General features: G+C 66.2%; 21 protein-coding genes. 8 read left to right on the top strand and 13 right to left on the bottom strand.

Annotated features, from left to right (window positions below; genetic code table 11):
* Positions 1 to 144: 144 nt before the first annotated feature.
* Both QQK63_RS12980 and QQK63_RS12975 read right to left on the bottom strand, forming a co-directional pair.
* On the bottom strand, positions 145 to 732 hold the full coding sequence (locus QQK63_RS12980; protein WP_277823913.1) for an RNA polymerase sigma factor: 588 nt from the start codon (positions 730 to 732) through the stop codon (positions 145 to 147).
* Positions 733 to 810: 78 nt separating this feature from the next.
* Entirely contained in the window at positions 811 to 1,317 is a 507-nt protein-coding gene (locus tag QQK63_RS12975; protein ID WP_277823915.1) for an EF-hand domain-containing protein, read from the bottom strand.
* 152 nt (positions 1,318 to 1,469) lie between these two features.
* On the opposite strand from QQK63_RS12975, the gene QQK63_RS12970 reads away from it, so the two are divergent.
* Positions 1,470 to 1,871: a DUF983 domain-containing protein gene (locus QQK63_RS12970; RefSeq protein WP_277823917.1), complete on the top strand. Its 402-nt coding sequence runs from the start codon at positions 1,470 to 1,472 to the stop codon at positions 1,869 to 1,871.
* The gene (locus tag QQK63_RS12965) at positions 1,871 to 2,539 is read left to right on the top strand and encodes an NUDIX hydrolase (protein ID WP_277823919.1); all 669 of its coding nucleotides are present in this window, start codon (positions 1,871 to 1,873) and stop codon (positions 2,537 to 2,539) included. Before QQK63_RS12970 ends, QQK63_RS12965 begins: the two co-directional genes overlap by 1 nt.
* Before the next feature lie 87 nt (positions 2,540 to 2,626).
* On the opposite strand, the gene QQK63_RS12960 is transcribed toward QQK63_RS12965, so the two are convergent.
* From QQK63_RS12960 to QQK63_RS12950, 3 genes are read right to left on the bottom strand one after another with little or no spacing between them, the layout of a single operon-like run.
* Positions 2,627 to 3,559, bottom strand: a complete 933-nt coding sequence (locus QQK63_RS12960) for an AEC family transporter (RefSeq protein ID WP_277823921.1) — start codon at positions 3,557 to 3,559, stop codon at positions 2,627 to 2,629.
* Positions 3,556 to 4,470: a DMT family transporter gene (locus QQK63_RS12955; RefSeq protein ID WP_277823923.1), complete on the bottom strand. Its 915-nt coding sequence runs from the start codon at positions 4,468 to 4,470 to the stop codon at positions 3,556 to 3,558. Before QQK63_RS12955 ends, QQK63_RS12960 begins: the two co-directional genes overlap by 4 nt.
* A gap of 37 nt (positions 4,471 to 4,507) precedes the next feature.
* Positions 4,508 to 5,389, bottom strand: a complete 882-nt coding sequence (locus QQK63_RS12950; protein WP_277823925.1) for a fatty acid desaturase — start codon at positions 5,387 to 5,389, stop codon at positions 4,508 to 4,510.
* Positions 5,390 to 5,515: 126 nt separating this feature from the next.
* Here QQK63_RS12950 and QQK63_RS12945 point away from each other — a divergent pair, with 126 nt between their 5' ends.
* On the top strand, positions 5,516 to 6,388 hold the full coding sequence (locus QQK63_RS12945; RefSeq protein WP_277823927.1) for a helix-turn-helix domain-containing protein: 873 nt from the start codon (positions 5,516 to 5,518) through the stop codon (positions 6,386 to 6,388).
* Here the strand turns inward: QQK63_RS12945 and QQK63_RS12940 are convergent.
* The 3 genes from QQK63_RS12940 to QQK63_RS12930 form a co-directional block, all read right to left on the bottom strand.
* Complete coding sequence (locus QQK63_RS12940; RefSeq protein ID WP_277823929.1) at positions 6,376 to 7,560, bottom strand: thioesterase family protein; 1,185 nt, start codon at positions 7,558 to 7,560, stop codon at positions 6,376 to 6,378. The two genes, QQK63_RS12945 and QQK63_RS12940, sit on opposite strands and share 13 nt — an antisense overlap.
* A complete protein-coding gene (locus QQK63_RS12935; RefSeq protein ID WP_277823931.1) occupies positions 7,557 to 8,186 on the bottom strand; it encodes a GDSL-type esterase/lipase family protein in 630 nt (209 codons plus the stop codon). Before QQK63_RS12935 ends, QQK63_RS12940 begins: the two co-directional genes overlap by 4 nt.
* A gap of 210 nt (positions 8,187 to 8,396) precedes the next feature.
* Complete coding sequence (locus tag QQK63_RS12930) at positions 8,397 to 9,443, bottom strand: aldo/keto reductase (RefSeq protein ID WP_277823933.1); 1,047 nt, start codon at positions 9,441 to 9,443, stop codon at positions 8,397 to 8,399.
* Between the two features lie 115 nt (positions 9,444 to 9,558).
* On the opposite strand from QQK63_RS12930, the gene QQK63_RS12925 reads away from it, so the two are divergent.
* The gene (locus tag QQK63_RS12925) at positions 9,559 to 10,179 is read left to right on the top strand and encodes an ImuA family protein (protein ID WP_277823935.1); all 621 of its coding nucleotides are present in this window, start codon (positions 9,559 to 9,561) and stop codon (positions 10,177 to 10,179) included.
* 104 nt (positions 10,180 to 10,283) lie between these two features.
* Here QQK63_RS12925 and QQK63_RS12920 read toward each other — a convergent pair whose 3' ends face one another.
* The 5 genes from QQK63_RS12920 to QQK63_RS12900 form a co-directional block, all read right to left on the bottom strand.
* Positions 10,284 to 11,795, bottom strand: coding sequence for a sugar ABC transporter ATP-binding protein (locus QQK63_RS12920; RefSeq protein ID WP_277823937.1), 1,512 nt, complete (start codon positions 11,793 to 11,795; stop codon positions 10,284 to 10,286).
* Entirely contained in the window at positions 11,792 to 12,793 is a 1,002-nt protein-coding gene (locus QQK63_RS12915; protein WP_277823939.1) for an ABC transporter permease, read from the bottom strand. The genes QQK63_RS12920 and QQK63_RS12915 overlap by 4 nt, the downstream gene beginning before the upstream one ends.
* An 11-nt stretch (positions 12,794 to 12,804) precedes the next feature.
* Positions 12,805 to 13,785, bottom strand: coding sequence for an ABC transporter permease (locus QQK63_RS12910; protein WP_277823941.1), 981 nt, complete (start codon positions 13,783 to 13,785; stop codon positions 12,805 to 12,807).
* Positions 13,786 to 13,859: 74 nt separating this feature from the next.
* Entirely contained in the window at positions 13,860 to 14,681 is an 822-nt protein-coding gene (locus QQK63_RS12905) for an SDR family NAD(P)-dependent oxidoreductase (RefSeq protein ID WP_277823943.1), read from the bottom strand.
* A gap of 78 nt (positions 14,682 to 14,759) precedes the next feature.
* Positions 14,760 to 15,719: a sugar ABC transporter substrate-binding protein gene (locus QQK63_RS12900; protein WP_277823945.1), complete on the bottom strand. Its 960-nt coding sequence runs from the start codon at positions 15,717 to 15,719 to the stop codon at positions 14,760 to 14,762.
* A gap of 203 nt (positions 15,720 to 15,922) precedes the next feature.
* On the opposite strand from QQK63_RS12900, the gene QQK63_RS12895 reads away from it, so the two are divergent.
* The 4 genes from QQK63_RS12895 (at position 15,923) to QQK63_RS12880 (ending at position 20,998) form a co-directional block, all read left to right on the top strand.
* Positions 15,923 to 17,776: an ABC transporter substrate-binding protein gene (locus tag QQK63_RS12895; RefSeq protein WP_277823947.1), complete on the top strand. Its 1,854-nt coding sequence runs from the start codon at positions 15,923 to 15,925 to the stop codon at positions 17,774 to 17,776.
* Positions 17,758 to 18,564 carry an SDR family NAD(P)-dependent oxidoreductase gene (locus QQK63_RS12890; protein ID WP_277823949.1) on the top strand — a complete coding sequence of 269 codons (807 nt, stop codon included), beginning with the start codon at positions 17,758 to 17,760 and terminating at the stop codon, positions 18,562 to 18,564. The genes QQK63_RS12895 and QQK63_RS12890 overlap by 19 nt, the downstream gene beginning before the upstream one ends.
* Positions 18,565 to 18,631: 67 nt before the next feature.
* Positions 18,632 to 19,930 carry a M24 family metallopeptidase gene (locus QQK63_RS12885; protein WP_277823951.1) on the top strand — a complete coding sequence of 433 codons (1,299 nt, stop codon included), beginning with the start codon at positions 18,632 to 18,634 and terminating at the stop codon, positions 19,928 to 19,930.
* A gap of 90 nt (positions 19,931 to 20,020) precedes the next feature.
* Positions 20,021 to 20,998: a thiamine pyrophosphate-dependent dehydrogenase E1 component subunit alpha gene (locus tag QQK63_RS12880; protein WP_277823953.1), complete on the top strand. Its 978-nt coding sequence runs from the start codon at positions 20,021 to 20,023 to the stop codon at positions 20,996 to 20,998.
* Position 20,999: the final 1 nt, after the last annotated feature.

The raw sequence follows: 20,999 nt of genomic DNA, 5'->3' as shown, positions 1-20,999 counted from the left end.
GCCCGCGCGGGCGGTGCCGCGGCGGCGCGGGTTTCGGCCTGCACGCGTTCGGCATCGGCCAGCACCCGCGCGATCAGCGCATCGGGAGGCGCAGGCGTGCCCCGGGCGGCATCGAACAGCGCGTCGAGCACGTCGTCGTCACGATCAATCGTCATGGCCCAAGGCCTCCTTCTTGTCGGCAAGCGCGGCTGTCAGCGCCCGCTTGCCCCGGGCGGTCAGGCTTTCCACGGCCTCGACGCCCACATCCAGTATCTCCGCGATCTCGGGGTTGGACAGCCCCTCGATATGGCGCAACACCACGGCCTGCCGCTGCCGGTCGGGCAAAAGGGCCAGCGCGGCGTCGAGCGCGGCCATCCGGTCGGCCGCGACCATCCGGGCCTCGACCCCCGGCGCGCCATCGGCGGTGAGGTCGGGATCGTCGAGCGGGTCCAACCGCCCGCGCCGCCGGAGCCTGTCGGTGCAAAGGTTCGCCACCACGCGGTAGAGCCAGGTGGCGGGTTCGGCCGCGCCATCCTGCCGCCAGCCGCCCGCCGCGCGCCAGAGACGCAGCATCGCCTCTTGCGCGATATCCTCGGCCTCGGCCCGGTCGCCAAGCACCCGCGCGGCATGGCGCAGCGCGCGCGGCAAAAGCCGGGCGGTCAGCACACGGGCCGCCCCAGCATCGCCATTGGCGAAAAGGACCATGAGCGCCCCGTCGGAGAGCCGGTCTAGTCCGGGCGGTTCCCGTGTCATGGCCGATGTCTACAATGCCCCGTTGCAGGCGGAAAGCGCCCCGCACCGGCCCTGACGGTCGGTGCGGGGGATTGGCCGTCAGCCGCGCCAGAACCCATGGCCATTGCCATGGCCGCGCCGTTCGCCGCGCTCGCCATGACGTTCGGCCATGCGTTCGCGCATGGTGTCGAACTCGGCCTCGGTCACACGCCCGTCGTCATCGGCATCCGCGCGCTCGAACATGCGTTCCATCCCGGCGCTACGACGCCCGTCGCGCAGCGCCTCGTGTTCCGCCGTGCTGATCGCGCCATCGCCATCGGTGTCGGCGCGTTCGAGCATCCGGTCGACCCCGGTTTCGGCGCGCGCCATCGCCTGCGCCACAAGTTCGTCGCGGGACAAGAGACCGTCGCCATCCGCATCGGCACGGGCGAAGCGGGTCGCCGGAACCGCCTCGAGCTCCTCGAGGGTGAGCGCGCCGTCGCCGTCGAGATCGAGGTCGGAGAACATCATCTGCGGGCCGGGGCCGGGCGCCTCTTGTGCGAGGACGGGGGCCGCGAGGGCGAGGGGGATGAGCGCGGCGAGAAGGCCTGCCTTGATCGTGGACATCTGCATAACTCCTGTTGCTTGCTGTCTATGTCCCGTTCCACGCAGGGCGCGTGGATTTCCGTCGCGGTTTTTTGGGGGGACGCGAACGCGGGGCGCGGGGCGCGGCGAGAGGTCACTGGACGCGGGACGCGCGGGGGCGCATCTAGGGCAGCATGAGCCATGATGACGCGACGCTTCGCCCCGAATTCCTGCCCGGTCCGCCCGAGCGGCCCACAGGCCCCGCCGTCCTGCGCGGATTGCGCCGCCGGTGCCCCAATTGCGGCGAGGCGGGCGTGTTCGACGGCTACCTGAAACTGCACGAAGCCTGCACCGCATGCGGCGAGGATCTGAGCCACGCGCGCGCCGATGACGGACCGGCCTATCTGTCCATCCTTCTGACCGCCAAGGTGATGGGGACCCTGCAGCTTTTCGTCTACGAATGGTTGCAGCCAAGCCCGTGGGTGATGGCGGGGACGTTTTCGGTTGGTGTGGTGGCCATGGCCCTCTACCTTCTGCCCCGGTTCAAGGGCATGATCGTGGGGATCCAGTGGGCGAAGCGGATGCACGGGTTCTAATGGACAAATCCGCCGTCCGGAACGCCGCCACGGTGATCGTGCTGCGCGACGCCGCGACCCGGCCGCGCGTCCTGATGGGGCAGCGCGGCAAGGATGCGGCCTTCATGCCATCGAAATTCGTCTTTCCGGGCGGGGCGGTGGACGAGGTGGATCGCGTCATCCCGCTCGCCGCAGACCCCGCGCCCGGTTGCGCCGCGGCACTTGCGCGCGACAGCGACCTGCCGCCTGCCCCGCTGGTCGCCGCCGCGACCCGGGAATTGTGGGAGGAAACCGGCCTTCTGATCGGGGCGCCCGATACGCGCGCCGGTGCGATGGACAAGCCGCAGGGTTGGCGCGGCTATCTGGGCACGGGCCACCTGCCCGATGGGACGGATCTGACATTCCTGTTTCGGGCGATCACGCCGCCGGGCCGACCCCGTCGGTTCGACGCGCGGTTTTTCCTTGTCGAGGCCGGGGCGCTCCGAAACGACCCCGATGATTTCAGCCGCGCGGAGGCAGAGCTTGGCCATCTGCATTGGGTGCCGCTGGATGAGGTCAGGGGCTATGACATGCCCTTCATCACTGAGGTGGTTCTGGCCGAATTGTCGGCCCGGCTGGAGGGGCGGCAAGCGCCCGGCGTGCCGTTTTTCGACAACCGGACCGATGTCAGCCGGTTTTCGCGGCTCTGACAGGTTTCGCCGCGCGGGGCGCGCGCCGACCCGTCGGGGGCTCCGCCCCCGAACCCCCGCCGTATTTGGGGAAAGATGAAGGGCGTATCAGAGGCCGAAGACCCATTCCCCGAGGCCCAGCCAGAGCGGCATGAGCGCGAAGGCGAGAAGGGTCTGGACCGTGATCATCGCCGCCATGAGCGGCGCATCGCCCCCCATCTGGCGCGCGAGCGTATAGGCCGCGACGCCCGTGGGCAGCGCGCCGTAGATCAGCGCCACCTGCGCGGTGAGCGGCGGCAGGCCCAGCGCGAGAGCCAGCGCGAAGATCACCAGCGGAAAGAGCACGAGCTTGCCGCCCGCCGCGATGGCCATGGGCAGCCATTCGGCCTGTAGGCCCCTGAGCTTGAGACTTGCGCCGACACACAAGAGCATGATGGGCAGCGCCGCCTGCCCCAGAACCGCCAGCGTTTCGGTCAGGACCGGGATCGGCGCCCAGCCCAGCGCGTTGACGATGGCGCCCGCGAGGATCGACAAGATCAGCGGGTTCGTCGCCAGCCCCCGCGCGGCATTGACGAGGACCGGGCTGCCCGGCTTGGGCAAAAGGACGGAAAAGAGGCCCACCACGGTGAGGTTGACCACCGGCACCAGCACGGCGGCGGCCAGAACCGCCAGTTGAAGCCCATCCGCCCCGTAGAGCGTTTCGGCGACGGCGAGCGAGATGAAGGTGTTGAAGCGGCTTGCGCCCTGCAGGATCGAGGTGGCCTGCGGCCCCTCGTAGCGCAGCGCCACGGCGATCGCGGTCGCGGCCCCGACGGCGAGAAAGAAGCCCGCGTAGAGCGTCGCGGTGAAGGACAGGAGGTCGGGGTCCGACAGGTCCGTCTGCGAGATCATCACGAAGAAGAGGGCGGGCATCAGCACGAAATAGACGAGGCGGTCATTCAGCGTCCAGAATTCCTCGGACGGGATGCCGCCGCGCCGGAGCGCGTAGCCGGTGACGATCAGCAAGAAGATCGGCGCGATGGAGAGCGCGATGGTGATCATGGCAGGGCCCCGAGAAAGATGACGAGAACGGACACGACCAGAAGGATCGCACCGGCGATTTCCTTGGACGAGGATCTTTCGCCCAGCCAGAAGGCCGAGACGAGGAAGGTGAAGACCAGCTCGATCTGGCCCAGCGCCTTGACATAGGCCGCCGTCTGGAGGGCGAAGGCGGTGAACCATGCAAGGCTGCCCAGCATGGAGGTGAGGCCCATCGGCCCCGACACCCGCCAAGATGCCAGAACGCGCCCGATCTGTCCCGCCTCGCGCCAGGCGAGCCAGAGGCCAAGCGTGACCGTCTGCACGAAGGTGGCCACCACAAGCGCGGTCGCCGCGCGCAACAGGTCATCACCGCCCTGAAGGCTGAGAGTCGCGCCCCGGTAGCAGACGGCCGAAAGCCCGAACAGGAGGCCCGACAGGAGCCCGTAGCCAGAGGCAGCATTGAAAAGCCGCGACCGCAACGTCCGCACCACGTCACCCCGCGGCGGGTCGGAGAGGAGCATGACCCCCGCAAAGCCCACCACGATGGCGACGGCAACGGGAAGCGACACGGCCTCACCCAGCAAGATCAGGCCGATCAGCGCGCTCAGGATCACGTCGGTCTTGGCGAGCGTCACGCCCACCGCGAAATTGCGCCGCCCGAAGAGCGTGACGACACAGGCCGTGGCCAGCATCTGGCCGATGGCGCCGGTCAACGCATAGGCCCAGAAGGCGGGCGTTGGACGGGGCAGGGCCTGCCCCGTCAGACCGAGCCAGACGGCCAGAGCCAATGCCGCGAGGGGCATGGAAAACGCGAAGCGCGCCCAGGTCGCGCCCATCGTCGAGAGCGTCGTGACCTTGAGATGCCGCTGCAGCAGGAACCGGAGGTTCTGGAAGAAGGCGGCAAGGATTGTGGCGGTGATCCAGACGGGCATGGCCCCTCACATGCGCCGCAAACCCCCGGCCTGCAATCTAATTCTTGGGGTAAAGGGGATGGGGCACCGGGTCTTTCGCGCGCCACAGATAGGCGCGGAAAATCGCGCCATAGCCCGGATAGCTGTAGCCCGCGTTGCGCCCCAGATAGGCGTCACGGTTGTTCCAGTAGATCCGCGGAAGGCGGTACCACGGCAGTTTCGGATGCATGTGGTGGACGACATGCAGGTTGTTGTTGAGAAAGAGAAAGGCGAGCAGCCCGCGATCCTCGATGATCACCGTGCGGCCCCGCGCACGCTCGTGGGCCTGGTGTTCCAAAAAGGTCCGGATCTTGAGGATGGCAAGGGCGGCGTAGCAGGCGACCAGATAGGCCCAGAGCGGCAGGGGTGAAACCACGACCAGCGCCACCAACGCCGCCGTGGGCGGCAGGTGCCACAGCCACGCCGCCAGCACCGCCCGGTCACCCGCGCGGATGCTTTGCCAATCGGCGGCCATGAAGCTGACCTGACCGATCAGGGGCCCGAGGATCATCCGGCCGCCAAGCGTGTTGTTGGCGTTCAAGAGCCGTTTGTGCAGGGGCGAGAGCTGCGCCCAGACCTCCGGGTCGACGTAATTCGATTCCGGGTCGTCATAGGGGTCGGTCAGCCGCGCATCCATGTGGTGCGCCAGATGCGTGTCGCGGAACCGCAGGTAGGGAATGGCGAGGTTGAAGGCGGGAAAGACCAGCGCCTCGCCCAGACGCCTTTCGGAAAAGGGATGGCCGTGGATCACTTCGTGTTGCAACGAGGATTGCAGCGCGATGAGGGGGATCAGGAAGATCGTAGCGAGTGCTACGCTTATCCCCGGGAGGACAAAAAGACCAAGCCAGAGCCCGGCATAACAGCCAAGGATCAGGGCCAGTGTCGGCCATTCGATGCGCATGATGCGGTATTGCCCCGTGGCGGGCCGGGAGCGGCCCGTTCGCCTGTAACCGATATGCGAGCTTGCGTCGGGCGGGCAGTCGGGGTTTTCTCAGCATAAACTCAACATCGTTGTGAGATTTGAACAATGCTGGATAAATCCGACAAGCGCAGCGTCGCCGCGACGTTCCGCGACCGGCTGGCGGCGGCGCTGGCGATCTCGGGGCAAAGCCGGGCGGGGCTGGCGCGCGCCATCGGGGTGGACAGGTCCAGCGTCACGCAGATGTTGGCCCCGGGCGAGACGCGGATGCCGGGGGGCCATGTGGTGGCGGCCTGCGCGCAGGCGCTCGACGTCTCGGCCGATTGGCTTTTGGGGCTGACCGACCGGCCGGAACAGGCCGGCGCGCTGTTGGATTCTTCGCTGTCGATCTCGGAAACGGGGCGGGCGACGGGGCTCGATGACCAGATCTTTGCCTGGCACCGCGAGGCGGAGGGCTACAAGATCCGCCATGTGCCCGCGACCCTGCCCGACATGCTGAAAACCAATGCGCTTCTGCGTTGGGAATATGCGCCCCTGACCCATCGCCGCCCGGATGCCGCGATCGATGCGGCGGCCGAGCGGCTTGACTGGATGCGGCTGACCGAGGGCGATTACGAAATGGCCATGGCCGTCCACGAGATGGAAAGCTTTGCCCGGGGCGAAGGGTATTATGCGGGGCTCGATCCCGACATCCGCCGCGCCCAGATCGATTGGCTGGCCGAGGTCTATGACCAGTTCTATCCATCCCTGCGGATCTTTCTCTATGACGCGCGGCGGGTCTGGTCGGCCCCTGTCACGGTTTTCGGACCCAAGATGGCGGTGATCTATCTGGGCCGGCATTACATCGCCTTCCGCGACCGCGACCGGGTGCGGACGGTGACGCGGCATTTCGACTGGCTGGTGCGCGAGGCGCAGGTGTCGGCCCGCGCGATCCCCGGCCATCTGGCGCATCTGCGCGCACTGGTGGATCAGGGGCGCTGACCCACATGACGGCCCAGCCCCTCGGGGGTTGGCAGGGCGGCATGGTTCGCCGCCGCGCGGGCCAGCCAATCGGCCATGGCAGGCGGCGGCAGGGCGGAGCGGCGCGTTTCAAGATCGACATGGAGCAAAAGCTGTTCGCCCGTGGCGCACAGCGTGTCGCCCACCCATAGCTCGTGCCAGATGTGGAACTTGCGCCCCCCGCCAGCCAGCACGCGGGTCGTGACCTGTATGCGATCGCCGATCTGCACCTCGGACAGGTAGCGGACATGGGTTTCGACGGTAAAGACCGAGTGGCCCGCCGCAATCGCCGCCGCATCCATCCCCGCCCAAAGCAGCAACCGATCGGCCGCCTCGGAAAAGGCGGTGACAAAGCGCGCCTCGTTCATGTGACCGTTGTAATCGACCCAGGTGACGGGCACCTGCCGGTCGAGCGTCACCGGGATGACGCGCGCATCCGGATCGGCGGGGGCGGGGGAAAGGGCGGCCTGATGCGCGATGATGGGGGCGGCAAGGGCCGCGCCCCGATCCTTGAGCCCGCGCAGGATCGTGACCAGCGCCGCATCGCGGGCCTCGGGCTCCCCCCCGCCTATTGCGGCAAGGCTGGTGGCTGCCGCGACATCGCCCTGCCCCATCCCGATACTGGCGAGGCGCGCCTCGGCCCCCTGCCCTTCGACCCGGAGCGTGGGCATCAGGTAGACCGGATCGACGGGGCGAAGGCGCAGGGCCTGCTCGGGCCGCGTGGCGCATCCCCGCAGCGCGGCGATATCATGCCCGGCGCTGGAAGAGGCGAGCAGGACCCCCGGCGCAACATGCGCCTGCACCAGCTGGAACAGCTTGCGCTTGAGTTCCAGACGGTCGGGGGCGGCTTCCTGCACCCAATCGGCCCCGGTAACCGCCTCGGGGATCGTGGCGGCGCGGAGGACGCGGCCCTCGGGCGGCAGGGGGACATCGTAAAGCGCGGGCAGACTGGCGCGGGCGCGGGCAAGCGTTTCGGGCAGATCCTCGGCGCCTTCGGGGTCGAAGACGCGCACCTCCCATCCCATAAGCGCGAGCCGCGCGGCCCAGCCCGCGCCGATGGTGCCCGCGCCAAGGACGGCGGCGATGCCGCTCACCATCCCAGAGGTCGCGGCGCTGCCGCTCACCATGCCAAGGGTCGCGGTGCTGCCGCTCACAGGCGCAACCGTTCCGCCACCGCGTGCGCCATCGCAGCCCCCAGCGCGTGATGGCCCGCGGCCTCCCAATGGACCCCGTCGACGGGGGAGACCGCCACATGCGCGCCCGCGTCGAAAAAGCCCGCGCCGATGCGATGGGCGGCGGCGCGCAGGTGATCGGCAAGGCCTGCCTGCCGCGCCTCGGCGCCCTCGAAGGCATCGTCGAGAACGCCCACCTCCACCACCGGGACAGGCGCAAGGATCATCATGTCGGCCACCACGCCCTCGGCCCGGGCGGACAGGCAGATGCGTTCGACCGAGCGGGCGATTTCCCAAGCCGTGACGGAAAACCGGGGCTTGAGGTCATTGGTGCCCAGCATCACCAGCATCAGGTCGATGGGGCGATGACTGTGCAGGATCGCGGGCAGGACGGCGATGCCGTTGCGGCAGCCGCCCTCCACCGGGTCGTCATGGACCGTGGTGCGGCCCGGCAAACCCTCGGCGATCACCTGCACCGTCGGGCCAAGGGCTGCGGCCATCACCTCGGGCCAGCGGTCGGCGCGGTCGTGCCGGTCCAGATGCCCGATCCGCGTGACGGGGCGCGTTCCGTGGGTGTTGCTGTCGCCATAGCAAAGCACGACCGGCATGGCCGGACCCTCCCCCTGTTTTGCCTCGGCCCCAATCTTGCGCGGCGCGGCGATCCTGTCACGGGAAATCGCGCGCCGAACGTGTCGGGCGGAGCGGCAAGGGCGGAACCGCAGGCCGGGAAAATTGCGACGGATTTCTCGCGGTCAGACCCTCGAAAGCGCCGCACAGCTTGCTTTATGCAACCTGTCCCCAGCTTTATCCCCAGCCGTTCAGAACGGCATCGGATGCGCCTTGTGGGTGGCGTCGATCTCCTCCATCAGCTCCGCCGACAGGGTCACGTCCAGCCCCGACAGGATATGTCCCAGCTGTTCCGATGTCGTCGCCCCGAAGATCGTCGAGACCGGGAAGGGCCGCTGCACGGTGAAGGCCAGCGCCATATGGACCGGGTCCACCCCGTGCTTTTCCGCCAGTGCCAGATAGGCCGCGACGGCGGCAAAGGCGCGGTCGGTCTTGCGCCCGCCCAGATCCCCGTTGATCGCCATCCGGCTGCCCTCGGGCAGGGCGCCATCTTGGTATTTCCCGGTCAGAAGCCCCGCCGCCAGCGGCGAATAGGCCAGAAGCGTCACCTGCTCGTTCACCGCCAGTTCCGCCATGTCCAGATCGTACAGCCGGCACAGAAGCGAATATTCGTTCTGGATCGACTGCACCCGCGGCAGGCCCCGATCCTCGGCCAGACGCAGCCATTGCGCCGTGCCCCATGCGCTGTCGTTGGACAGGGCGAAATGGCGGATCTTGCCCGCTTTGACCGCCGCCTCGGCCGCCTCCAGCACTTCGGCCATATGCGCCAGCGTCACCGCGCGGTTTTGTTTCGACGGATCGTAGCGCCAGTTCTGCCGGAAATGGAAACTGCCCCGGTTGGGCCAATGCATCTGGTAGATGTCGATGACATCCGTCTTCAGCCGCGCGAGCGAGGCATCGATGGCCGCCGTGAATGTCGCCCCCGTGATATCCTGCCCCTGCCGGACAAAGGCCGCGTTCTTGCCGGTGATCTTGGTGGCCAGAACGTAATCGCCCCGCCGCCCCGGATGGGCCGCGTTCCAATTGCCGAGGATTTCCTCGGTCACGCCCACGGTTTCGGCGCGCACCGGGTTCACCGGGTACATCTCGGCGGTGTCGACGATGGTGATGCCGGCAGCAAGCGCCATGTCCATCTGCCGATGGGCATCGGCCTCGGGGGTCTGGTTGCCCCATGTCATCGTGCCGAGGCAGTAATCGGTGATCATCGTGTCGGTCGAGCCGAGGGCGATCTGGCGCATTCTCTTGTCCCCTGTCCTGTGTCGGGGGCGGACCCTAGCCTCCGGGCCGGGATGTGCAAGGCCGGTTCAGGCTCGGGGCTTGAGAACATTTAGCGAACATCTATAATCGGATCCCATGGACCTGACGAAACTGACCCGCCAATCGCACCGCCGTGACCGGCCCGGCCTGCCGCTGCTGGGCCGTTTCCGGCTGGCAGGCGCGCGGGCGCATGAGCTGTGCGGGCCCGCGCGGCGGCGTCTGGCGCTCTGGCTCGCGGCGGAGGGGGCGGGGCCCATCCTGTGGATCCGGCCTGCATGGCACCCCGACCGGCTGCACATGGCCGGTGTCCGGGCCGAGATCGACCCCGCCCGCCTGATCACGGTCGAACCCGACCGGCCCGAAGATATCCTGTGGACCATGGAAGAGGCGCTGCGCGCAGGTCTCCTGCCGCTGGTCGTGGCCGAATTGCCCGAACCGCCCGGCCTGACCCCGGTGCGCCGCCTGCATCTTGCCGCCGAAGCCGGGGCCGAGGCGCGCGGCACGGCCGCCCTCGCCCTTCTTCTGACACCGGGGGACGGGGGCGCGGCGGGCGTCGAAAGCCGCTGGAGCCTGACCCCTGCCCATGGGTCCGAGGCGGCGCAGTGGCGCCTTGCCCGGCTGCGGGGCCGGGACGCGCCGCCGGGCGATTGGCCGGTGGGGCGCGGGGCGGACGGACGGCCGCATCTGCTGGTAGACCGGGCGGTGGAACCCGCCTGACCCGCAGCCGCGTCGGGCAAGGGCCGCGTCACCGCAATGCCGCACCCGATGTCATCCCCGGCGGATTGCCGAGCGTCGGGCCAGACCGCCAAAGCCCGCCCGGATCAGGCGGCCGCGCCGGAATTCAGCCCCGAGATCGCCTGGATCAGGCTGTCCTCGGTCACTTCCTCGGCCGTGAATTCGCGCATGATCGTGCCGTTGTACATCGCCACGATCCGGTCCGAGCATTGCAGCACCTCGGGCATCTCGGAGGAGATGACGATCACCGCATAGCCCTGCCGCGCCAGATCGCGCAGAAGGTTGTGGATCTCGGATTTGGAGCCCACGTCGATCCCCCGCGTGGGTTCGTCCACGATCAGCACCTCGGGCCGCATCGACAGCCATTTGCCGATCACGATCTTTTGCTGGTTGCCCCCCGACAGGTTGCCCACCAGCGTGCGCCAGCTGGGGCTCTTGATCGACAGGCGGTCGCGGTATTGGTCATAGATCGAGATTTCCGCCCCATCCGCCACGAAAGGCCCGGCGGTCAGGTCGGCCACCTGCGGCAGGGTGATGTTGTCGCGGCAGTTCATGCCCAGAACCAGACCCTGTTCCTTGCGGCTTTCGGGCACCAGCGAGATACCCTTGCGGATCGCGTCGATGGGCGAGGAAATCGTGACCTCCTCCCCTTTCAGAAAGATGCGGCCCGCCGTGGGTTTGCGCAGACCAAACAGCGTTTCCGCGATCTCGGTGCGGCCCGCGCCGACCAGACCGTAAAAGCCCAGAACCTCGCCCTCGCGCACTTCGAAGGTCGCGTCGCGGAACAGCGTGCCGCAAGACAGCCCCTCGACCCGGAGCGCGACCGGCCCCGGTTCCACCGTCGCGGCCGAGCGGCTGAGGTCGAGCTTGCGACCGATCATCATCTGCGTGACCTCGGTCTCGTCCGTCTGCGCCGTGTCCAGCGTGCCGCGATATTCGCCATCGCGCAGGACGGAAATCCGGTCGGTGATGCGAAAGATCTCTTCCATCCGGTGCGAGATGTAGATGATCCCCACGCCTTGCGCCTTCAGGTCCGCGATCACGTCGAAGAGCACCACCTTTTCCGCATCGGTGAGCGAGGCGGTCGGCTCGTCGAAGATCACGGCCTTGGCGTCGACGGTCAGGGCGCGGGCGATCTCGACCATCTGCTGGTTGGCGATCGACAACTCGCCCACCCGTGTGCGCGCGGTGAAGCCCACGCGCAGCTTTTCCAAGATGGCGTCGGTGCGCGCGTAAAGTGTCGGCCAATCCACCCGGCCAAAGCTTTTGCGGGGCAATTCACCGAGATAGATGTTCTCGGCCACTGACAATTCCTGCGCCAGGCTCAATTCCTGATGGATGAACATCACGCCATTGGCCTTGGCCTCGAGCGGGCCTTTCATGCGCGTCTCGCGCTCGGCGATGTAGATGCGGCCGGCATCGGGTTGGTAGATGCCACCCAGAACTTTCATCAGCGTCGACTTGCCCGCGCCATTCTCGCCCATGAGCGCGTGAACCTCGCCCGGCATCACCGTGAAACTCACGCCATCAAGTGCGCGCACACCGGGAAAATCCTTGACGATCCCGTCGAGCCGTAGCGCGGGTGTTTGCCCGGTCATACCTTCAACTCCCCTGAAGCCTTGCGGTTGAGCTGGCGGTCCAAGAGCAGCACCACGATCAGGATCGTGCCGATGACGATGTTTACCGTCTCGGTATCCGCCCCGATATGGTTCAAGCCCCGGCGCAAAAGCTGGATCGCGATGACACCGCCCAGCGTGCCGATGATGGACCCTTTGCCGCCCGTCAGCTTGGTGCCGCCCAGAACGACCGCCGTGATCGCCCACAATTCGAACAACATCCCGTCATTGGGGTTCACCGACCCGCTGCCGGAATAGAAGACGACAGCCGACAGCGCGGCCAGAAAGCCGATTACCGCGAAATTGATCAGCATGTGCGGCCCGACCCGGATCCCCGCGTTCACCGCCGCCTCGCGGTTGTCGCCGATGGCATAGGCGTTGCGCCCATGAACCGTGCGCGTCATCACCAGCCAGACGACCAGCACCACGAAAAGAAGCACAAGCGCGGGCGTCTGGATGCCGAATATGCCCCATTCGGCCATGTCCACCATCGTCCAGTTCAGGTTCGATGTCGGCTGTTCGCCATTGTACATGAACACCAGACCACGATAGCCCAGCATCGCGCCCAATGTGACGATGAAGGCATCGACGCCGGTTTTCCAGACGATCAGCCCGTTGATGAGCCCCAGCACACAGCCCGTGGCCAGCGCGATGAGCATGGCAAGCGGGATCGCCCCGTCGCCCATCGCCTCCATCATCGGCCAGCCCAGACTGTCCAGCAGGACGATGCCGCACAGCGCGTAGATCGCGCCGACCGACAGGTCGATGTTGCCGTTCACCATGACGATGGTCATGCCCACCGCGATGATCCCGATCGGCGCGGATTGCTTGAGCAGCAACAGCAGGTTGTCCAGATCGATGAACGTCGTGCTGGACCCCGCCCAATAGCGCCCGGCCAGTTCGAAAAAGACCAGTTGCAGCAGGATGAAGCCCCAGATCGCGCCGTTCTGGACAAGTTTCTTGAGGATATCGGTCTTCATGTGCATCCCCATCACGCGATCGGCGACCAGAGCTTCCCGCGCTTGGTGGCGATATCGAGCCAGACCGCGAGAATGATGATGATCCAGGTCACGACGAACTGGACGTAGAATTGCAGGCCGGCCAGCAGCAGACCGTTCTGGATGAAGCCAAGGATCAGGACACCGATCACCGTCTTGAAGATCGTGCCCGACCCGCCCAGCAGCGATGCGCCGCCAAGGATCACGGCGGCCAGAACCTCCAGCTCCAACCCCTGCCCCACCGTGTTCTGCGCCCCCATGGTGCGGCTGGCCTGAATGAGGCCCGCCACCGCGACGCAAAAGGCGGAAATCAGGTAGGTCAGGAACACGACCCGCGCGCGCGGGATGCCCGAGAATGTCGCCGCCGTCGGGTTCCCGCCCACGGCATAGACCTTGCGGCCAAAGGGCGTCTTGGCCAGCAAGATGCCAAGGAACGCCGCCAGCGCCACAAAGATCAGGACCGGGATCGGGATGCCCAGCGCCGTGCCGCGTCCGAAGACGCCGAACCACGTGGCACCCTGATCGGCGATGTCCATGTTCTGCCCGCCCGACCAGGTCAGCGTCAGGCCATGGATGGCCGACAGCATCCCCAAGGTCACGATCAGTGAATTGAGCCGCAGGTATCCCACGAGAAACCCGTTGATCGCGCCCAGACACAGGGTGAGGGCGAACATCGCCGGAATAGCCAGCGCCGGGCCGAAGGCGGGGTTTTCATGCAGGTCCAGCACCACGATGGCCGAAAACGACAGCATCGAGCCGACCGACAGGTCGAGGTTGCCGCCGATCACCACGAAGGTGACGCCAAGCGCCATGACGCCAAGGATCGCCGAGGACCGGATCACGCCAAAGACATTGTCGATGTCGATGAAGCGCGGGTTCCACAGCGTGAAGCCCACCATGAACAGGATGAAGGCAACAAGGATGCCCTGCCGGGCCAGAAGGCCCCCGAATGTCTTGATAGCCGTGTCGGCCATACTGTCCGTCCTCCCCTGCGGACGCGCCTCCCTTGGCGCTGGTTCCGGTCTTGCGCGCTGCCGTGGCGGTCGCGTCAGACCAGTGTCATGCCCCCGTCGATCATCACGATCTGGCCGGTCATGTAGTCGCTCGCCCGCGAGGCGAGGAAGGTGGTCGTGCCGGTGATGTCCTGCGGTCGCGCGACGCGGCCTTTCAGGATCTCGGAGGAAAACTCCTCCATCGCCTGGCCGGGGCGCTCGGCGGCCCCGATGTCCATCAGGTCGCGGTCCACCTGCTCCCACATCTCGGTGGCGACGACACCCGGGGCGAACCCTGTCACCGTGATGCCATGCTTGGCAAGGTCGCGGGCCGCCGATTGTGTCAGACTGACTACGGCCCATTTCGAGGCGCAATAGGGCGCCACGTTGTCGAACCCCTGACGCGACGCGACCGAGGCGGTGTTGACGATCTTGCCCACCGTCCCGTCCGGCGCGGGGCCCTGCGCGATCATCTGGCGCGCGGCCTCCTGCATGCCGATCAGGCATCCCAGACCGTTCACATCCATGATGAGATGCCAATTGTCCTCGGTCACGTCGAGAAAGTTCATCGGCTTGTTCACGCCGGCATTGTTGAACACCACGTCCACCCGGCCAAAGGCTTTTGCGGTCGCTTCGATCATCGCGCGGACCTGCGCGCGGTCGCGCACGTCGACGCCGACGGACAGAACGGCCTCGGGGGCGATCCCCGGCCGCGCCCGGTTGGCTTCGGCCACCTCGGCCACCTGATCGGCGTTCAGATCCGCCAGACAGACCGTTGCGCCCTCATCCAGAAGCGCCTCGGCGATGGCGCGTCCGATCCCGCGCGCCGCACCGGTCACGATGCAGACACGCCCTTCTACCCCACGCGGTTCAGCCACGGTGAATACCTCTGTCGTCTGGCAATGGTCTGGAAAAAAACGGGGCGACGGCAGGCCGCCGCCCCATCAGGGAGGGGATCAGAAGACCGGGCGGGTAAACTCGCCCATGTTGTCTTGGGTGATCTTGGGCGTGTCGAAGTAGTTCAAGAACGGAACATCTTCGCCGGCCAGGATATCGAGCGCGGTCTGAAGCGCCGCCTCGGCATCGTCGACCGGGGATTGATAGATCGAACCCCAGTATTCGCCGCGCTCCATCGCGTCGTAGCCGACCGCGAAATTGGTCGCGCCGACAAAGGTGATGCCTTCGGCACGGCCAGCGGCCAGTGCCGCATTCAGCGCGCCGACACCCATGTTGTCGTCACCCGAATAGACGCCGTCGATATCGTCATATTGGACAAGGAAGGCCTCCATCACGCGCTGGCTGTCCTCGCGGTTCCAGTTGCCCGGCTGGCTCGCCACCAAGGTGACGTTCGGGCACACCTCGGGCAGACGCTCCTCGAAGCCCTCGGCGCGTTCGATGGCGGTCGTATAGCCCGGCTGACCGGTGATCTGCACGATCTGCGCCTCGTCCTGAATGCCCATCGCGGTGAAGCGCTCGCACATGATTTCGGCGGCGCGCGCGCCTTGGGTCACGTTGTCCGGCCCCGAGAAGGAGCGGATGAACTCGAACCCTTCCTCGGCGATGTTCGAATTGGTGATGACGACCGGGATATCGGCCTGATGGGCCTGCCGCACGGCGGGGATCACGGCCTGTCCGTTGGTCGGCCAGATGATCATCGCGTCGACCTCTTGCTGCACGAGGTCCTGGATCTGGGCGATCTGGCGGGCGACGTCGCCGCCGGCGTCCAGAACCACGACTTCGACATCGGGGTTGGCTTCCGCCGCCGCGATGAAGGCCTGTTCATAGGTCGTCTGGTAGCTGTCGACGCCCACGTTGTTTTGCGTGATTCCGATCGTATAAGTCTGCGCCGCCGCGGCACCGCCCATCGCGATGAGCGCGGTCGAGCAGGCAAGCAAAAGCTTGGTGTTGCGGGTCATGTCTTTCCTCCCTGTGTCGGTCTGGTGATTGCCGCTGCCTCCCAGCCCGGGAATCGCCCGGTGCAATCTGACCCGATCCAGCGCTGTTTCACCCCCCGAAGACTCGTCCGGTTTTGTCCGTTTTGGACATTTTGATATCCATTTTGAACATTTTCAGCCATCGTATCCGGATATCAAATTGAACATTGCATGGAGGATAGCCCATGACGCGCTCCCCGATCCGGGTCGCCGGGCAACGTGCCAGCGGAACCATGAACAAGCAACCGAGCGAAATCCTCCAATTCGGACAAGACGCCACATCGCTCGGCGGCCGTCTTGGCGTGGCCTCCGCCGAGGCGGAACTGGCCCGCGTGGTCGATTTCCTCGGTGAGCTGTGCCGCGAGATCGACACCTCGCTCGACCCGACCACACCCAATCCGCACCTCAACATGATCCTGCACCTGATGCGCGGACATATCGAGGGGCGGATGGTTTCGTCCTCCTCCATGGCTTCCGCCTCGGGGGTGCCCTATGCCACCGCGATGCGCAAACTGGCCGAGATCCAGTCCGCAGGCCTTGTCGAACAGCGCCCGCGCACGAAATCGGGGCGGACCTTTTCGCTCCACCCCAGCGAACAGCTGCTCGAAGAATTCGGTCAGGTCGCAAGCCGCATCGGACGGTTGGCGCGGGCCACCTTCGACGCGGCGCCGCCCGAAGAGACCGAGGATTATTTCTACGGCGGCTCCTATGTCTCGAGCCAGGCGGCCATCGCGCCCCCCCGCGCGCTGCTCGCGCCGCTCAAGCTGGCGGGCGGCCTGCGCATCCTGGTGCATGGCGATCCGACCTTCATGGTCATGGAAAACCTCAAGCGCCAGTTCGAACAGATGGTGGGCACCGACATCCACCAGCGCGCCTTTTCCATCGACCGCCTGCATCAGGAAACGCTGCGCAACGCCGAGCGCAAGCGCAGCGCCTATGATCTGATCGCGGTCGATCTGCCGTGGATCGGCGAATTCGTGACCAAGGGCGTGATCCGCCCCCTGACCGAGGTGATGGATACCGACCGGCTCGATCCCGGCGATTTCCACACGGCGGGCTGGCGCGCGACGCATTGGAACGGCGTGCCCTACGGCGTGCCCAGCCAGACCACGCCGGAACTGATGTTCTACCGCAAGGATTGGTTCGCCCGCGATGGCATCACGCCCCCCGTCACCGCCGACGAGGTGATCGAAGCCGCCCGCCATTTCCACGACCCGCGCGCCGGACGCTACGGTGTGGCGTGGAATGCCGCGCGCGGCACGGCGCTTGGCCATACCTTCATGATGACCTGCGCGGCCTTCGGCCAGCCCATCATCGACCTGCCCGAAATCGCCGGCGGATATGACGCGGCCCGCCTTGGCCATGGGCCATGGCAGCCCCGGCTCGACACCGACCGGGCGCTTGCGGCCGCTGAATACCTGATGGAGCTTCTGGATTATTCACCGCCCGATATCTTGTCGATGTCGTGGTACGAACGGGTCCGCCCCTATGCGGCGGGCAAGGTGGCGATGGCCTATGGCTACACGCTGCTCGCTCCGTATTTCGAGTTGGATGAAACCTGCCCCGCCCATGGCAACACCGGCTACCTGCCCCATCCCCATGGACCCGAGGGCGCGCCGATTGCGCCCGTGGGTGGCTATGCGCTCTGCATCCCGGCCAATCTCGCCCCCGAACGGGTAGAAGATGCCGCCGAGGCGCTGATCGCTTTCACCTCGCCCGGCGCGCAAAAGCTTTACGTGCAGAACGGCAGCCGCACCGCGCCCCGCTATTCCGTGGGTGCCGACCCCGAGGTGCGCCGCCTGTCGCCGATTTTTGAGACCGTCGACCAGATGTCCTGGCGCGACGAACTGCAATTCTGGCCGCGCCCGCCGATCCCGCAGGTGTCCGAGATCATCAAGCTTTGCGGCCTCGAACTGCATGACATGCTGCGCGGCCTGACCCGGCCCCGCGACGCGCTGGCCCGGATTCAGGCCCGCGCCGAAGAGATTCTGGAAGACACGGACCACGAGGGAGGAAACCGATGGACCCCGAACGACTGAAGGGCAAAAACATCCTGATCACCGGTGCCGCGCGCGGCATGGGTGCCGCCAACGCAGAGGCCTTCGCCGCGCAAGGGGCCAATGTCTGCCTCGGCGATCTGGATCTGGACGCGGCGCAGGAGATGGCCAACCGGATCAATGCCGCCGGAAACGGTCGCGCCATCGCCGTCCGCATGGACGTGACCAAGCGCGCCGACAATGCCGCCGCCGTCGCCGCAACTGTCGAGGCCTTCGGGTCGATCAACGTGGGCCTGTTCAATGCGGGCCTGAACAAACCCCGGTTCTTCATGGACATCGACGAGGACAACTGGGACCTCATCATGGATGTGAACACCAAGGCGATGTGGCTGGGCATGCAGGAAACCGCCCGCCAGATGATCGCCCAGGGCAAGGACGGCGGCCCCTACAAGCTGATCAACGTGGGCTCCATCGCCTCGCGCAAGCCGCTGATCGACGTGACCGTCTATTGCACCTCGAAATACGGCTGTCTGGCGCTGACCCATTGCGGCGCGCTGGCGCTGGCTGAACACAACATCACCGTCAACGGCTATGCGCCGGGCGTGGTGGTCACGCCGCTGTGGGAACAGCTCGACAAGGACCTCGTCGATATCGGCTTCAAGGACCGCGAAGGCCAAGCCTACGAGGACATCGTGCGCGATGCGCTCCAGATCAAGCGCGTCTCCTACCCCGACGACATCACCGGCACCGCCTCCTTCCTTGCCAGCAAGGACAGCGACTACATGACCGGCCAGATGATCCACATCGACGGCGGCTGGTGCATCCAGTAACGCCATCCGTTTCCGCAAGAGACCCAACCGTGACGGCAGGCCCCGCGCCCGCCGGGAGGAGATTTTCATGTCACGCGCCCTGATGCCGAACCTGCTGACCCCCCAGGACCTCAACCCCAATTGGGAATGGCGTGACCGCCTGCCCGCATGGGGCCACACCTCGGTGGATTTCGAACGCCGCATCGACCATGACCGCCTGCGCCGCTATCGGTTGGCCCGCACCCGCCAATCGCTTCAGGCCTCGAATGCGGGCTCGTTGTTGCTCTTTGACGTCAACAACATCCGCTATGTCTCGGCGACCAAGATCGGCGAATGGGAACGGGACAAGATGTGCCGTTTTTGCCTCCTGACCGGCGACGACAGCCCCTATGTCTGGGATTTCGGCTCGGCCGCCGTCCATCACCAGCGCTATTCCGACTGGCTGGAGCCCGATCATTGCCTCGCCGGCGTGGTCGGCATGCGCGGCACCATCCCGCCCGAATTCGGCCTGATGAAGAAATACGCCAAGATGATCGCCCAGCTGATCAAGGATGCGGGCATGGCCGACATGCCGGTCGGCGTCGATTACGCCGAAACCGCCATGTTCCACGCGCTGCAGGAAGAAGGCATCAAAGTCGTCGACGGCCAGCAGATCATGCTTGCCGCCCGCGAGATCAAGAACTGGGACGAGATCCAGTTGCTCACGCAGGCCGCCGCCATGGTCGATGGCGTCTACCACATGATCTACGAGGAACTGAAACCCGGCGTGCGCGAGAACGACATCGTCGCGCTCTCGAACAAGCTCCTTTACGAGATGGGTTCGGACGATGTGGAGGCGATCAACGCCATCTCGGGCGAGCGTTGCAATCCGCATCCGCACAATTTCACCGACCGGCTGATCCGGCCCGGCGACCAGTGCTTCTTCGACATCTTGCAAAGCTACCAGGGCTATCGGACCTGCTACTACCGCACCTTCAACGTCGGGAGGGCGACGCCCGCGCAGAACGACGCCTACGTCAAGGCGCGCGAATGGATCGATGCCTCCATCGCCATGATCAAGCCCGGTGTCACCACCGACAAGGTGGCAGAGGTCTGGCCGACCGCCGAAAGCCTGGGCTTCCCCAACGAGGACGCGGCCTTTGGCCTGCAATTCGGCCATGGTCTGGGTCTCGCGCTGCATGAGCGCCCGATCATCAGCCGCGCGGTCAGCCTCGATCATCCGATGGAGATCCAGACCGGCATGGTCTTCGCGTTGGAGACCTACTGCCCCGCCGCCGACGGCTATTCCGCCGCCCGCATCGAGGAAGAGGTGGTGGTGACCGAGACGGGCTGCGAGGTGATCAGCCTCTTCCCGGCCGAGGACCTGCCCATCGCCAACCGTTACTGAACCTTCGGGAGATGGGGGGCTGTCTGCCCCCCATACCCCCCGAGAGTTTTTCACCAAGATGAAGGACGCATCCGTCCGGGGACCAGATCCATGGCAAAGCCCAAGACCAATACCGAGGATTACCTGCGCATGTATGCCCAGATGGTCCGCATCCGCACCTTCGAAGACAACGCCAACCAGCTCTATCTTTCGGCCAAGATGCCGGGGCTGACCCATATGTATTCCGGCGAGGAAGCCGTCGCCGTCGGCATCTGCGAGGCGCTGACCGACAGCGACCGCATCACCTCCACCCATCGCGGCCATGGTCATTGCGTGGCCAAGGGCGCGGAATTCAAGGCGATGTTCTGCGAGCTTCTGGGCAAGGCCGAGGGCTATTGCCGGGGCAAGGGCGGCTCGATGCATATCGCCGACCAAAGCCACGGCAACCTTGGCGCCAATGCCATCGTGGGCGGGTCCATGGGGATCGCCACCGGATCGGCCCTGCGCGCGAAACTCTTGGGGCAGGACGATGTGACGGTCTGTTTCTTCGGCGATGGCGCGACCGCGCAGGGCCTCATGTACGAGGTGATGAACATGGCAGCCCTTTGGAAGCTGCCGGTCATCTATGCCTGCGAGAACAACGGGTATTCCGAATACACCAAGACCGAGGAAATCGCCGCGGGTTCGATCATCGCGCGGGCCGAGGCCTTCGGGATCGAGGCGCATCAGGTCGACGGGCAGGATGTGCTGGCCGTCAACGAACTGACCCAGAAACTGGTCGCGCGCGCCCGCAAGGGCGAAGGTCCCTTCTTCATGGAACTGATGACCTACCGCTACCACGGCCACCACGTGGGCGACATCAACCGCGAATACTACCGCTCCAAGTCCGAGGAGAAGGACTGGAAGGACAATCGCGACCCGATCATCCGCTTCCGCGCCTTCCTCGTGGAACAGGGCATCGCCACCGAAGCGGAGATCGAGGCGATGAACGCCGAGATCGAAAAGGATGCGGCAGAAGCCGTGGCCTATGCCGAAAAGGCGCCCTACCCCCCGGCCCATGAGGTCGACATGCACGTTTACGCGGAATGAG

Origin of the sequence: Roseicyclus marinus (genome assembly GCF_030163795.1) — a bacterium.
Taxonomy (GTDB): Bacteria; Pseudomonadota; Alphaproteobacteria; order Rhodobacterales; family Rhodobacteraceae; genus Roseicyclus; species Roseicyclus marinus.
Note: the sequence above shows the minus strand (reverse complement) of the source record. Positions and strands in the feature narration are given on the sequence as shown.